Below are 13627 nucleotides of genomic sequence, written 5' to 3'. Positions count from 1 at the left end.
AAAGTTCCAACTCAATTTCTACGCCGTCACCCCAGCAGCTTCCTCCTTTGGTAGCCCCTGTACGCCATTCACCGTAGTGTACTTGAAGCTCAACTTCTTATCGGGGTAGATATAGCTAAAGGCCGACTGTACGGCCAGCGTGCCCTCGTGGAATCCACACAGAATCAGCTTCAGCTTGCCGGGGTAGGTATTGATGTCACCGATGGCGTAGATGCCGGGTACGCCGGTGGAATAATCCTTGGTATCCACCTCGATGGCGTTCTTGTCGATGGTCAGGTTCCAGTCGGCAATCGGACCGAGCTTGGGGGATAGCCCGAAAAGCGGCACGAAGGCATCGACGGCCACCACGACCTCCTCACCGGACTTGTGCTTCACCGTTACGCCCTCCACGCTGTTTGCCCCGACGATACCGACCGCCTGGGTGTTGGTGACCAGGTTCACGCGGCCGGACTGCGCCAAATCGTGTACCTTCTCTACGCTATCCAGGGCCCCGCGGAAGCTATCCCGACGGTGCACCAGCGTGACCTCCCTGGCCACGTCGGCCAGGAAGATGGTCCAGTCCAGTGCCGAGTCACCGCCCCCGGCCAGCAGCACCCGCTGGTCGCGGTACACCTCCGGATCGCGGATTACGTAGGCTACGCCACTGTCTTCGTAGCGCTCGATGTTCGGGATGGGCGGTTTGCGGGGTTCGAAGCAGCCCAGTCCGCCGGCGATACAGATCACGGGGGCTTGGATGACGGTGCCGCGGTTGGTGGTCAGCCGGTACATCTTCTCCCCCACCTGTTCGAGCCGCTCGGCCCGCTCTCCCAGCGTGAACCCGGGATTGAAGGGGGCAATCTGCTCCATCAGGTTCTCCACCAGATCTCCGGCCAGCACACTTGGAAATCCGGGGATATCGTAAATCGGCTTTTTGGGGTAGATTTCGGTGAGCTGGCCGCCGGGTTGCCCGAGGCTATCGACGAGGTGACAGCGCAGTTTGAGCAGTCCGGCTTCGAATACGGTAAAGAGTCCTACGGGGCCGGCTCCAATGATGAGGATATCGGTTTGAATCATGACGGTGGTACTTCTGGGGTTACTTACTTAACACGGGCCGGCGGGGGGGGTTGGCAGTTTACAGGTGAAGCCCGCACTCGTCCTTCTCCTGCCCCGCCCACCGGCCGGCCCGCCCCTGCCCGGGCTGGGTACAGTGGGTGCAACCGATGGAGCCGTAGCCGAGGGCCTCGAGCGGATGGCGGGGTAACTTGTCTTTCTCAAGCAGGTACAGGAACTCCCCCTCTTCAATGTCGATTAGGGGATGAAAATGAATCAATCCGTCCACCTCCTCGAAGATTTCCATGGCCGCGCGGTTCATGGTCTGGTAACTATGCACGCCGGACATCCACACCTTATGGCGCGCCTTGACGGCCTTCAGGGGCAGTACCTTATTATAGTGGCAGCAGCGGCCGGGCTGAGATTTCCACATGCGCGTCTCACGGGTGAGGCGGTGACGTTCCGGATCGGGGTGAATATCCACGACCTCCAGACCGGTCAGCTCGGCGAGGGTATCCTTGTACGCCAGCGTCTCCGGGAAATGGTAGCCGGTGTGGAGTATGTGGACCTGCTGCCGGGCGTTGGCGCGGCTGACCAGGGTGAGCATCACCACCGATTTAGTGCCAAAACTAGAGGTGAAGAGTACCTCCTCGACGGGGAAGTAATCGTACACCCGCCGAATCCGCTCCTGGAAGTCCAGACCGGCAAATTCTTGATTCAGGGTCGCCAGGTCAAAGGTCACGGCGGTGGTGGAGTGGGGTAAGCTCATTCGTTCGGTAGTGTATCTTTCGCGGTAGTATCCATTCGTTCGGGCGGGGACGCAGGTGCGGCGGCGGCGGCCAAAAGGCAACCACCCGGGGGGCAGGTACGTCCGGGCTGCCCGGAGGCAAGCAAGCTGCCGGTAAGGGTATTAAGTTCGCGCACCTTCGTTTGAAAATTACCCGTCAGCCGGTCGCGGAATATCCTAAGGTTGTCGATAAGGTCGATGGTTTCCAATTCGGGTAACTCGGCTTCCAGCCACTGCCGGAAACGCTTGGCAAAGGTAGGACTCTGCCCATTGGTGCTGATGGCCACCTTGAGTGGGCCCCGGGTGACGATGCTGCCCAGGTAAAAGTCACACAGCTCCGGGGTATCCGCGATGTTACACAGCCGCCGGTGGGCCTTTGCCGCACTGTGCACCGCCCGGTTGACGGCACGGATATCCGTGGCGGCCACTATAAGGTCAGCCTGCCGTACATCCTCCTCCCGAAACTCCCGATCGTACCAGACCACGCGCCCCCCACTGCTGGTGTGCCACACGCCCGCGGCCCCGGGTTCCATCGTTCGTTGCACCTGGCTTACATCTAGAGCCCCCGCCCCAAATGACGCAGCCCCCCGGTCGTACGCGTCAAGGGCGGCACGCAACTCGTCCCCCATCCAGGGGGCTACGACGGTCACTCGCGCATTCGGGCTGCTTTTCAGAATGAAGCGCAGCTTCTCCTCCCCCACCTGACCAGCACCGACAACGAGAAGCTGCAGGCGGTCGAGACGGAAGAAAGCGGGGTATAGGGGGTTAGAACTTACCATGTGTCATTTGCGCTGATGCTCGCTTTACGCGTAAATTTCTTATGCTGCCGCACCGTCTTCCCCAGCACGATAATCCCCGGTCCCCTATCCCGCTCGGCGGCCACCCGCGGCGCAATATCGTTGACCGTACCCACCCAGCAGCGCTCGTCGGGCCGGCTGCCGTTCTGGATCACCATGGCGGGGAGTGTGCCCTTGCCCTCCGCATCCCAGAGAGCGCAGATCTGGTCCAGCCGTCCCAGCCCCATCAAGATGATGACCGTAGCGGATGATTTAGCGGCACGAAACAAGTCCTCACTCAGCCCCCCATCGCGGGTGTGCGCCGTCAGCACCCAGAAGCTATCGGCGTAGCCCCGGCTGGTAGGTGCTACGCCCTGTAGCTCCGGTAGACTGATACAACTACTGATGCCAGGCACTACCGTGACGGAAATGCCGTGGGCCTCGGCGTAGGCCTTCTCCTCCTGCCCCCGCCCAAACACGAAAGGATCTCCTCCCTTGAGCCGTACCACGTGGCCGTACTCCACCGCGCACTCCACGATCAGGGCATTGATCTGCTCCTGCTTTTTGTAGTGGCAACCCGCCCGCTTGCCCACGAAGATGTGCTGGCAGTGGGCCGGGGTCTCGTCCAGTAACTCCTTACTGCTCAGGGCGTCGTAGAGCACCACATCCGCCGTAGCCAGGGCGCGCAGCCCCTTACGGGTGATGAGGTCGGGATCTCCGGGGCCGGCACCTACCAGCGTCACCCGCGGAATACCCCCACGCCCTTCGGACCTTTGAGCGTCCGTATCGTTGCTATCTCTCATTGCCTACGCCTTATAATATTCACTCACCACCGTCTTCCCCAACTGCCGCTCCCGCGTAGCGATCGCCTTACTCACGAAAGCGCGCGCCTGGGCCAGGTAATCGGCGACGAAGTCCTCGGTAGGCTCGTTGCGCTTGATGTGCAGCACCGTAGCCGCGAAGGGCGACACCTCCGGAAACTGCTCGCCGAAGTAGGTGCCAAAGTCATTCAGGATACCAATGTGGGTATTGCACTTCTGATCCTCGGCCAGCAGCAGGGCCTTGGCGGCGGTGACCATGGCGGAGTAGGCGTGGTAGCCGGCATCGGCGTAGGCCCCGCCCTCCAGGCTGCGGTCGGCGGCGATAAGCTTGTTGCTGCTGTCGTTCAGGATGGCCCCGATGACGTCCAGGCTCACGCCGGCGCACTCTCCTACGCCAATCTCCTGCTTGTAGTCCTCATCCTGTCCCCAGTCGTAGAATTCCTCATCGCTGATCTCGCTCGTATCACCCAGCGGCTTGAGCAGTCCGTAGAAGTAGCGCTTGCCCCGGCGCACGGCGTAGTCGTTGTAGTACTCGCCCTCTCCAGCCTGTAGGCGGTAGTCCTCGAAGAGGATACGTACCACGTCGGGCACCCGCCGCGTCGGCACCTTGATCACCTTCTCGGCAATGAAGCCGCGGCCGTCGGGAGCAATGCCGCCTCCCACCACCACTTGCATGGCCGGCGCGATCTTATCCCCCACACGGATGCTGGAGCCGTGGAAGCCGATGTTGGCCGCCATGTGCTGTCCGCAGGCGTTCATACAGCCGCTGATCTTGATCCGAATATCGTCCTCGGTGACCAGCTCGGGGTATTCGTCGCGTACCAGGGCCTCCAGCACCTGGGCCAGACCGGTAGAGTTAGTCACTCCCAGCGCGCAGGTATCGGTGCCGGGGCAGGCCGTAATGTCAGCCGTGGTGTCGTAGCCGGGGAGCCCAAGGTCTAGGGCGTAGAGCGCATTGAAGAGGTGGGGCAGGGCACTGGGCGGCACGTAACGCAGTATCATGCCCTGCTGTACGCTCAGGCGGATATCGTCGCTGGCGTGGGTCCGGATTACCTCGGCCAGAAGGCGGGCCTGCTCGGCCTCCAGGTTACCGAGCGGGATGCGAATGGCTACGGCGCGGTACCCTCCCTGCTTCTGTTCCAGCACGTTAGTCTGCAGCCACTCTTCGTACAGGGCGGGGTGCGCGGGTGCAATAGGCGGGAAGTCGTCACCGGGTATACTACCCAGCTTTGGTGTTAGCGACTCATCAATGGCATACTCCTTATGCGCGATGGCGGGCCACTCCTCGTGCACCAGCTCCATGAAACGGTCGAAGCCCAGGTCCTTGATCAGGAACTTCATACGGGCCTTCATGCGCTTCTCCCGCTCCCCGTAGCGGTCGAATACGCGGAGGGCTGCCTCTTGGAAGGGAATGATTTGGTCGGCCGGCAAAAACTCGAAGGCGGTATGGGCTACCATGGAAACGGCGCCCAGCCCACCACCCACGACCACCTTGAAGCCGCGCTGCCCGTCCTTGATGCGGGGGATGAAGCCAAAGTCATGAAAGTAGGTGAAGGCCGAGTCCTTATCGCTGCTCGAAAAGGCCGGCTTGATCTTACGGCCCATTTCCTGGCAGATCGGGTTGCGCAGGAAATAATCGAAGGTGGCGTATACGTAAGGACTCACGTCAAAGAGCTCGTCGGGGTCCACGCCGGCCAGCGGGCTCGCGGTGAGATTACGTACCGTGTTGCCGCAGGCCTCGCGGGCGGTCATGCCGGCAGCCACCAGCTCCTCCCAGATGGCGGGGGTGTCGTTGAGTTTCACGTAGTGCATCTGCACGTTTTGCCGCGTGGTGATGTGCAGCCGCCCGTTGGTGTACTTCTCGGAGATGTCGGCCAGAGCGATGAGCTGGTCAGGCGTGATGTGACCGAAGGGGATCTTGGTGCGAAACATATGTACCCCTACCTGCCGCTGTCCGTATACGCCCCGGGTCAGGCGGTAGTGCTTAAAGCGGTCCTCATCCTCCTTGCCCCGCTGGTAAGCATAGATGCGGTCCTTTAGCTCTTCGATATCGGCCCGGTTGGCGGCGTCGGTCCGGTTCAGGGTAGCGGCTTCACTCGTTTTCATACCCTAACATACCCCATCGGACCGCCGCCGGTCGAGTCCACGTAGGATCAATCGATCATATGAACGGACAATTGAAGGGTGTAAGGCACTCACGCACAATTACTTACATATTAATTTAACCTAATAAGTAAAAATCTTAACATATATATTAATCCTATATTCTTGCACTTCGTCGGACGAACCAAGCTGCGCAAGCCTCGGCCGACGAAGTGACTTTCACGTAACATAGCGGGCAGCAAGCATAACACCAAAATAGCATAGCCGTGAACCGGGCTTAACACCCCACGGGGACCTTTGAGCCATTCAAAATCACCACGCTATGCGCATATTCTACTTGTTATCAATTACCCTTTTAACGAACGCGGTCACCGCCCAGCAAATCTTCCCCACCGAGGTGGAGGTACCCACCGGCTTTGCCCCCCGTGAGGTGCTCATGCCCCCCAGCCCCCTGGAGACCCAGGTGCTCTTCGTCGGCGGCGTCGACCTGGTGCAGACCACGCCCACCTACGGCAACGACGCCAACCAGACCAACGCCAAGGAGTGGCACGACTTCATCGGCTTCACCCCCGATACCACGGGGCAGAGCCTGGGCTGGGTCAGCGTCAACCACGAGAGCATCTACCGCGACGACCGCATCGGTGATGGCGGCGGCATGACCGTATTTCGCGTCAACCGCGACGAGCAGTCGGGCGACCTGGACATCGTGGACCAGGAGCTTGAAGACGGCCGTAAGGGCAAGTACTTCAACGTGGACTTCGTCAACTACGTCGGCGAGACGGGCATGAACTGCGGTGGTATCAGCTCCGTGGTCGACGGCCGTATCTGGACCGCCGAGGAGTGGTTTCGTGACAATAATCAGGACATCAACTACGGCAACTTCTCTAACTACAACCAGTTCGACCCCGCCCCGGTCTCCTACCCCTCAGCCGTGGGCTTCGATGAGAACAGCCTCGGCAGCCCGGTAAACCAGGGCGTCCGGGACCTCCGCGCCTGGGCCGTACGCGCACCCGAGTTTCCCTTCATCGACGGCGACACCATCGCCAAGTACGAGAACTTCAACTGGATGGTGGAGATCGACCCCCGCCAGGCCCGGGCCATCCGCAAGCAGTACAACTTCGGCCGCCAGGGCTTCGAGGGCGGCGTGGTGAGTGCCGACAATAAGTACATCTACCTCGGTGTGGATGCTACCCCGGCCTTCTTTCTCCGCTTTACGGCCGATACCCCCGGTGATTTCACCCAGGGCATCCTGGAAGTCTACAAGCACGATACGGAGGAAAAGTGGGTACCAATCGACAATGACAACACCGAGGCCGTCCTCCACCTCGACTCCCTCTCCGTTGCCGCCGGCGCCACCATGTTCAACCGCAACGAGTGGGTAGCCATTGACCCGAAGTCCGGTATGATTTACTGGACCGAGACCGGCCGCGACAACCCCGGCTCCGCCTGGCGCGACGAGGCTGAGGCCGGAGCCGTCGTAGCCCCCCACCACGCCGCGCGCGCCGCCGCCCAGAATGCCGCGATCACCCCGGCCACGGCCGACCCGATCACCGCCCTGAGCGAGGAGTACTGGGATTACTACGGCCGCGTCATGCAGTATGACCCCACCACCATGGAGATCAGCGTGAAGATCGAGGGCGGGCCCTACTTCAGCGAGAGCCCCACCGAGGCCGAGTACCCCGATAAGCACCTCTCTAACCCCGACGGCCTCAACGTGATGACCATCGACGACGAGCAGTTCCTGGTCATCTGCGAGGACCTCAACGGCGAGACCTTCGGCCGTATGCCCGCCGAAAACAACCGCGGCGGCTCCGGCGTGCGCAACCGTATGTGCGAGCTCTACCTGCTGCCGCTGAGCATCGACTCGGCCAGCGTCGATGACCTCATTCGCATCACCGCCACTCCCGTAGGTGCTGAAGTCACGGGGGTACAACCCACCCCCGACGGCAAGAGCCTCCTGGTGAATTCCCAGCACCCCAGCAGCGATAACCCCTTCCCCTACAATCACTCGCTGACCTTTGCCATCAACGGCTTCGATGGGCTCACGGTGACCTCCCTACAGGCCCCCGACCGGGATGCCAACGCCGTAGGGCTCGAGATCTACCCCAACCCCACCCTACAGACCGTCTTCCTGAATCGCACGCAGGACGTGGCGATGTACAACCAGTCCGGCCAGCGCCTGCGGGTATACCGCCAGGTCGATGAGATCGACGTGAGCCAACTGCCCGCCGGCGTCTACTACCTACGTAGCGACGGGGGCGAGCTCGTCAAGCTCGTCAAGCAGTAATTCATTTTTTCCCAATTGTATCGGCCGGCGGAATCCCGTATTCCGTCGGCCCTTTTTATTCTCCCATCCCGTATGCGTACACTCACCGACCTGGGGCGCTTCGCCGCTTTTTCCACCCTATTCCTGCTGCTCGGACACGGCCTGTCGGTGCGCAACCTCCTGGCCCCGCCCCCCGAACCACGCCTAGACCTGGTGCTGGCCGAAGTGCAGCAGCAGTTTAGGACCGATCTCGACGCCCTGCTCCTGACGGTGGCGGAGTACGCGGAGGCAGCCGCGAAAGGTGCCCCGGCTTCCACACTACAGACGCTGCACCTGCGGTCGCGGCTACACTTTAAGCGCTGTGAATACCTGCTGGAATACATCGAGCCGGAGACGGTGAAACGCTACCTCAACGGCGCGCCGCTACCCAAAATCGAGCCCAGCGTGCCCGAGGTGGTAGTGATCGAACCCGTAGGCCTACAGGTACTCGACGAGCTGGCTTTTGCCGATAGCCTGGACTACGGGGCGCTCGGCGAGCAGACCCGGCAACTGTACCGGACGCTCACGAAGGTCATCCCCTATATGCAGGGGCATAGGCTGCAGCACCGCCACGTCTTCGAGGCCGCGCGTGAGGAGGTGATCCGGCTATTTACCCTCGGCGTGACCGGCTTCGATACGCCGGGATCGGTAGCCGCCCTGCCCGAGGCGCTGACGAGTCTGGAGCGGCTGGAGGCTGTATATATAGGATACAGTACGCACGTGGCACGCAGGGATGCGGTGCTGGATGAGACGATTCGAACCGCGTTTCGTGAAGGACGCGCACTACTACGGGGTGCTGACTTTGATACCTTCGACCGGCTGGCCTTTCTGCAACTCACCGCCGATCCGCTCATTGCCGCCCTACCCCGGGCGCAGGCGCTACTGGAGATCGAGTCCGTGGCGGACGACGAGCGGCTAGCCCGCCCGGTGAACCAACTGGCAAGCTCCCTCTTTGCCGCCGATTTCCTCAACGCCGAGTATTATGACCGGCTGAGCGACTCGCCCTACGAGGCCGAGCGGCGGGCACTGGGCGAGTCGCTCTTCTTCGACCCCGTGCTGAGCGAGGACCTACGTCTGAGCTGCGCCAACTGCCACCGGCCGGAGCTGGCCTTTACCGACGGAAAGCCCCTCAGCGTACGCCGCAACGCCCCCACCCTGGTCAATAGCGTGTACGCCGCGCGCTACTTCTACGACCTGCGCGAGGAGTTTCTGGAGCGGCAGGCGCGCCACGTGGTGATGGACGTCCACGAGTTTGCTACCGACTTCGGCTCCATCGAAGCGCGCCTACGGCAGAGCGATACCTACCGGCTGCTGTTCGACTCGGCCTACGCCGACCAGCCGCGCTACGCCCTGAGTGCCTGGAGTGTGAGCGATGCCCTGGCGCACTACGTGAGTAGTCTCCGGGGGCTCGATAGCGCCTTTGATCGGTACGCGCGGGGGGAAACCGCGGCCCTGGAGCCGGCCGTACGCCGTGGTTTTAACCTCTTTATGGGCAAGGCCGCCTGTGGCAGTTGTCACTTTGCTCCCACTTTCAGTGGACTAGTGCCACCCTTTTACCAGGAAAACGAGAGTGAGGTACTGGGCGTCCCGGCGGCCGTGCGCTGGGAGGGCGCTACGGTCGATCCCGATCCGGGCCGGATCGCCAGCGGTCGGCCGGAAGACGAGGCCTACTTTCACGCCTTCGCCTTCAAGACACCGACGGTACGCAACGTGGCCGTCACCGCGCCCTACATGCACAACGGTGTGTACTCTACCCTCGCGGAGGTACTGGACTTCTACAACCGCGGTGGCGGCAAGGGCATCGGCGTGTACCTGGAGCACCAGACCCTGCCCTTCGACTCCCTGGGCCTGACCGCGCCGGAGATGGCTGACATCGTTACCTTTATGGAGTCCCTGACTGATTATAAACAGCTGGACCGCCGCCCCGCCGAGCTACCCCGCTTCGAGCAGCGGGTGGAGTGGAACGGGCGGCAGTAGGGCGCGTGCGCCGGTGCGGCGCGGGTAGTAGGGGTAAACAGACCATAGGTGAGGCGATACACAAGTGTGGTGACGGGTTTAGTGACGGTGCTTCTACTGGGTAGCCTGGGTCGCTGTACCACAGCACAAGAAGATGCTGAGGGAGAACGGTTGTTTCTCGCAGCCTGCGCCTCCTGCCACCAATTGCCCGATCCTACGGACCTACCCCAAGCTACCTGGGATACCATCATTCTACCCCGGATGCGTGAGTTTATGGCCGACGTGACGCCGCTGCGCACTACCGGCTATACGGATGCCGAGTGGGTGAGCATCCGCAGGTACCTGCTACACAACGCACCGGATGCCCTCACGCTACCGGATATGCCGGTGGTAGGTACGGCTCCCTTCCGGGCGCGGTTTACCGAGACCTTTATGAGCCCGCCGAGTACTAGCTACGTAGAAATCCTGCCCGGGCGCGGGCTGCTGGCGGCCGACATCAATAAGGAGCGACTCTGGGTGTACGATAGTGCATTAGTAGCCCGACGGGAACTCACCACCGGTCCGGGGGTAACGGACATTAGCACCTACGCCGGGGTGAGCTACGCCACGGTGCTGGGTTCCTTCACCCCCACGGACGACATCGTAGGTGCGCTAGTACGGATTGATGCGGAGGGAGTGACCTTACTGCACCAGGGACTACGCCGACCGACTACTCTCCTGGCCATGAATACCGATGGGGATGCCGAGCCGGAATTCGTGGTCACCGAGTACGGACGCTGGGAGGGTGCCCTAAAACTGTACGACCTGCAGGCGGACGGAAGCTACCGCGCCGAGGTACTCGGAGCCCAAACCGGAGCGGTGAGCGTACTGCAGGAGTCGGACTCTACGCTGCTGGTCCTCTACGCTCAGGGCAATGAGTCACTGGTGCGCTACACCCTGGGGGCGCAGGGCTTCCGGGAGCGGCAGGTGCTACAGTTTCCGCCTTCTTACGGCTCGGTAGCCATTCATCTAGTGGACTGGAACGGGGATGGACGGCGCGACCTACTCTACGTGAATGGAGATAATGCCGACTACCGTCCGGTCGTCAAGCCCTACCACGGCCTGCGCATCTTTCTGGCCGGGGCCGATGGAGACTACACCGAGGAGTTATTTCTGCCGGTACCCGGAGCTTATGATGCCGTGGCTACCGATCTAGACGGGGACGGCAGCCTAGAGCTGGCCGCAATCTCGTTCTTTCCGGACTATCGGCAGCAGGAGCCCCTGGCGGCGGTCGTCTTTCGCAGGTCTGAAGGGAAGTGGCAGCGCTACCGACTACCGGCGAGTGATAAGGGACGCTGGGTCTGTCTTTCCGCCGGTGACCTGGATGGTGATGGAGATACGGACCTAGTGGCTGGGAGTCTTAGCATGCAGCCGGTACCGGACAGGGGACAACTGGGTAGCTGGGTAACCAATGGTCTTCCCTTCATCTTGTGGGAAAACCGGGGCATGGGGTGGGAGTAACCCCATCATTGAACCGAATTGTCACGAAAAACTCATCTTGCGGAATAATTAGAACGACAAATTATAATTTGCCATAAACCGCCTAAATTTTGACCTGACCGCAATTTTTTGGGGGTTGACCCAAAGCAAATTTTGCAGTAACTGTTAAACGGGCGTTAAATGATACTATTTGGGTAAGAAAATTTTGCACATGTCGTGTTGCCCGCTCTATATTTGAATCATCAAAGGGGCTGCACCCCCTCTTACAGTTTCTAAAGTCTTTATATCGTCTAACGTCTACACTAACTGTGACTGGCAGTCGCGCCAGCCTCCTGCTTCGGGGATAATCCCAAATTGAAACATTGTTAGTAATGGACGTTACCACGTACAACGATCAGGAACTGATCAATCTCTACCTCTCTGGCCAGGACCGCGCATTCGAGGAGCTCCTCGGACGTCACCAGCAGAAAATCTACACCTCTATCTACCTCTTCACGAAGGACCACAGCAAGGCTGAGGACATCTTTCAGGAGGTGTTCATCAAAATCATCGACACGCTGCGGCGGGGCAAGTATAACCACGAGGGCAAGTTCCTCCAGTGGGCCATGCGCATCTCGTATAACATGTGCGTCGACTCCTTCCGCCGCAACAAGCGCCGCCCCCAGGTCGGCCAGACCGAAACCTTCAACATCTTCGACGTGCTCCAGGCGCCCGAGGACAACGCCGAGCAGGGCATGATCCGCTCGCAGACCCACGACAAGGTGCGCAAGCTCGTCGACGCCCTACCGCCCGAGCAGCGCGAGGTGGTCATCCTACGCCACTACGCCGACATGAGCTTCAAGGAGATTGCCAAGCTCACCCGCGTCAGCATCAACACCGCCCTGGGCCGGATGCGCTACGCCCTGATCAACATGCGCAAGATGATCGAGGAGAAGGAGATCGTGCTGCAGTAGGCACGCCCCCCCGTTTCCCGAAGCAAGTTAGAAGCCCCGCTACCAGTATTGGTAGCGGGGCTTTTCTTACCCTTCAGAAAGCGGCACCGGAAACTGCGTAAATACATCATCCCCCTCCCGGTCGATTGGCAGAAACTCTGCATTCAGCCGGCCGTAGCGGCGCAGGTCCCACATGCGATGCCCCTCGCCCCAGAGGCTGTAGCAGCGCTGGTAGAGCATTTCGTCGATGAGGGCCTCCTGGGTCATGGTCCCGTCGTAGTCCTCGAGCCCGGCGGCGTTGCGGATCACGTTCAGCGCCTCCACGCCCTCCTCCAGATTACCGAGATTGATGTTGGCCTCGGCGTAGATGAGTACGAGCTCCTCGTTGCGGATGATATCAATGGGGGAGGTGGCGGATGCGTAGAGGGCGGTTTCGTACTGGCCGTTAAGGCCATCCTGTCCCGCGGATTGCTCGCGCAGGCGAAACTTGTTCAGGCGATTATCCCCCTCGGTGGCGTTTTCGATGATGCGGGGGTGCACGACGAGCTGGTCGCCACTCTGGCCGGGTGCTTTGTACAGCGGGTTCAGCAGGTCACCCGGGTTGGTACTAAATACGTGCTGGACAGCGGTGCTAAGGGCTCCGTTCAGGTCCAGAAAACTACTGTCTACATAGTCAAGTGCGGCCTGGTACCGGGCCGCGTGTGTAGCCACCCGGGCGGCAATGGCCCGATTGAATAACGAAAACGTCTCTGGGGTGTTAAAGCCGGCAAAACCGTCCGATAGGGTGAAGGCAAACGAGGCCCCGTCAAGCTGATCGTTCGCCTCGTCGAGCAGTCCGAGGACCGCATCGTAGCTCGCCTCCTCACTCAGAAAGGAACCCAGATTTTCGGGATCGGCTACATCGAGGCGGATGCCATTACTACCCAGCATATCCAGCACCTGGCTGAGCATATAGGCCTTGATGGTGTTAGCGTACGCCCGGTAGCCCTGCTTTTCTGACTCACTGAGCAGATCGGCGTTCTCTAGGGCCTGCAACAATAGGTTTACATCCTTGACCACCCGGTACCGGGAAGCAAATGGTCCGGTAATATAAAAAGTATTGCCATCCAACTCCAGGGGACCCTTACCCAGCAAGTCCGTGGTATTGCGGGGGTCGGCGTCAAAAATGTAGAGCTCCCGTGCGATGGTACCCGAAGCGGTGACGTAGCTGACGAAGCCGGCGCGCATATCCGCCTCGATACCCGTGGCGAGTAGGGCCAATTGGGCGGGCGTGGCAGTCTCCAGGACACCGGCTATGCTCGTGCCGTTCGGATCAGACTGCTCGTCAAAGCTACAGGCTACAGCCGTTAGGCACAGCAGGCCACAGAGAAAGTAGTGAGGAATTTTCATCGGGCGATGTATTAGAGGCGCAAACTGGGGCGGGGCCGCAGGTGCGGGCG

Annotated in this window: 10 protein-coding genes; 4 read left to right on the top strand and 6 right to left on the bottom strand. The window is 60.7% G+C overall.

Annotation, left to right across the window (positions count from 1 at the left end; genetic code table 11):
• Positions 1 to 18: 18 nt before the first annotated feature.
• From ACOOHD_RS19010 to ACOOHD_RS18990, 5 genes are read right to left on the bottom strand one after another with little or no spacing between them, the layout of a single operon-like run.
• Positions 19 to 1053: an NAD(P)/FAD-dependent oxidoreductase gene (locus ACOOHD_RS19010; RefSeq protein WP_420459458.1), complete on the bottom strand. Its 1035-nt coding sequence runs from the start codon at positions 1051 to 1053 to the stop codon at positions 19 to 21.
• 58 nt (positions 1054 to 1111) lie between these two features.
• Positions 1112 to 1798 (bottom strand): phosphoadenylyl-sulfate reductase, encoded by a 687-nt coding sequence (locus tag ACOOHD_RS19005; RefSeq protein WP_420459457.1) that lies wholly within the window; start codon positions 1796 to 1798, stop codon positions 1112 to 1114.
• Positions 1795 to 2595 (bottom strand): precorrin-2 dehydrogenase/sirohydrochlorin ferrochelatase family protein, encoded by an 801-nt coding sequence (locus tag ACOOHD_RS19000; protein ID WP_420459456.1) that lies wholly within the window; start codon positions 2593 to 2595, stop codon positions 1795 to 1797. Before ACOOHD_RS19000 ends, ACOOHD_RS19005 begins: the two co-directional genes overlap by 4 nt.
• Complete coding sequence (gene cobA, locus ACOOHD_RS18995; protein ID WP_420459455.1) at positions 2589 to 3395, bottom strand: uroporphyrinogen-III C-methyltransferase; 807 nt, start codon at positions 3393 to 3395, stop codon at positions 2589 to 2591. Before cobA ends, ACOOHD_RS19000 begins: the two co-directional genes overlap by 7 nt.
• Positions 3396 to 3398: 3 nt before the next feature.
• Positions 3399 to 5519 carry a HEPN domain-containing protein gene (locus tag ACOOHD_RS18990; protein WP_420459454.1) on the bottom strand — a complete coding sequence of 707 codons (2121 nt, stop codon included), beginning with the start codon at positions 5517 to 5519 and terminating at the stop codon, positions 3399 to 3401.
• Between the two features lie 319 nt (positions 5520 to 5838).
• On the opposite strand from ACOOHD_RS18990, the gene ACOOHD_RS18985 reads away from it, so the two are divergent.
• From ACOOHD_RS18985 to ACOOHD_RS18970, 4 genes are all read left to right on the top strand, one after another.
• On the top strand, positions 5839 to 7803 hold the full coding sequence (locus tag ACOOHD_RS18985) for an alkaline phosphatase PhoX (RefSeq protein ID WP_420459453.1): 1965 nt from the start codon (positions 5839 to 5841) through the stop codon (positions 7801 to 7803).
• 72 nt (positions 7804 to 7875) lie between these two features.
• Positions 7876 to 9798: a cytochrome-c peroxidase gene (locus tag ACOOHD_RS18980; protein WP_420459452.1), complete on the top strand. Its 1923-nt coding sequence runs from the start codon at positions 7876 to 7878 to the stop codon at positions 9796 to 9798.
• 48 nt (positions 9799 to 9846) lie between these two features.
• The gene (locus ACOOHD_RS18975; protein WP_420459451.1) at positions 9847 to 11277 is read left to right on the top strand and encodes an FG-GAP repeat domain-containing protein; all 1431 of its coding nucleotides are present in this window, start codon (positions 9847 to 9849) and stop codon (positions 11275 to 11277) included.
• 350 nt (positions 11278 to 11627) lie between these two features.
• Positions 11628 to 12209, top strand: coding sequence for an RNA polymerase sigma factor (locus ACOOHD_RS18970; protein WP_420459450.1), 582 nt, complete (start codon positions 11628 to 11630; stop codon positions 12207 to 12209).
• 66 nt (positions 12210 to 12275) lie between these two features.
• Here the strand turns inward: ACOOHD_RS18970 and ACOOHD_RS18965 are convergent, their stop codons facing one another.
• The gene (locus ACOOHD_RS18965; protein WP_420459449.1) at positions 12276 to 13577 is read right to left on the bottom strand and encodes a RagB/SusD family nutrient uptake outer membrane protein; all 1302 of its coding nucleotides are present in this window, start codon (positions 13575 to 13577) and stop codon (positions 12276 to 12278) included.
• Positions 13578 to 13627 lie beyond the last annotated feature (50 nt).

The sequence above is a fragment of the Neolewinella sp. genome (assembly GCF_965214665.1).
GTDB lineage: Bacteria > Bacteroidota > Bacteroidia > Chitinophagales > Saprospiraceae > Neolewinella.
This window is presented reverse-complemented; position numbering and strand designations above follow the sequence as displayed.

What these genes read in the sequence shown, in the direction of transcription:
- ACOOHD_RS19010 (WP_420459458.1), bottom strand. Translation starts at nt 1,053, where the DNA reads ATGATTCAAACCGATATCCTCATCATTGGAGCCGGCCCCGTAGGACTC.
- ACOOHD_RS19005 (WP_420459457.1), bottom strand. Translation starts at nt 1,798, where the DNA reads ATGAGCTTACCCCACTCCACCACCGCCGTGACCTTTGACCTGGCGACC.
- ACOOHD_RS19000 (WP_420459456.1), bottom strand. Translation starts at nt 2,595, where the DNA reads ATGGTAAGTTCTAACCCCCTATACCCCGCTTTCTTCCGTCTCGACCGC.
- cobA (WP_420459455.1), bottom strand. Translation starts at nt 3,395, where the DNA reads ATGAGAGATAGCAACGATACGGACGCTCAAAGGTCCGAAGGGCGTGGG.
- ACOOHD_RS18990 (WP_420459454.1), bottom strand. Translation starts at nt 5,519, where the DNA reads ATGAAAACGAGTGAAGCCGCTACCCTGAACCGGACCGACGCCGCCAAC.
- ACOOHD_RS18985 (WP_420459453.1), top strand. Translation starts at nt 5,839, where the DNA reads ATGCGCATATTCTACTTGTTATCAATTACCCTTTTAACGAACGCGGTC.
- ACOOHD_RS18980 (WP_420459452.1), top strand. Translation starts at nt 7,876, where the DNA reads ATGCGTACACTCACCGACCTGGGGCGCTTCGCCGCTTTTTCCACCCTA.
- ACOOHD_RS18970 (WP_420459450.1), top strand. Translation starts at nt 11,628, where the DNA reads ATGGACGTTACCACGTACAACGATCAGGAACTGATCAATCTCTACCTC.
- ACOOHD_RS18965 (WP_420459449.1), bottom strand. Translation starts at nt 13,577, where the DNA reads ATGAAAATTCCTCACTACTTTCTCTGTGGCCTGCTGTGCCTAACGGCT.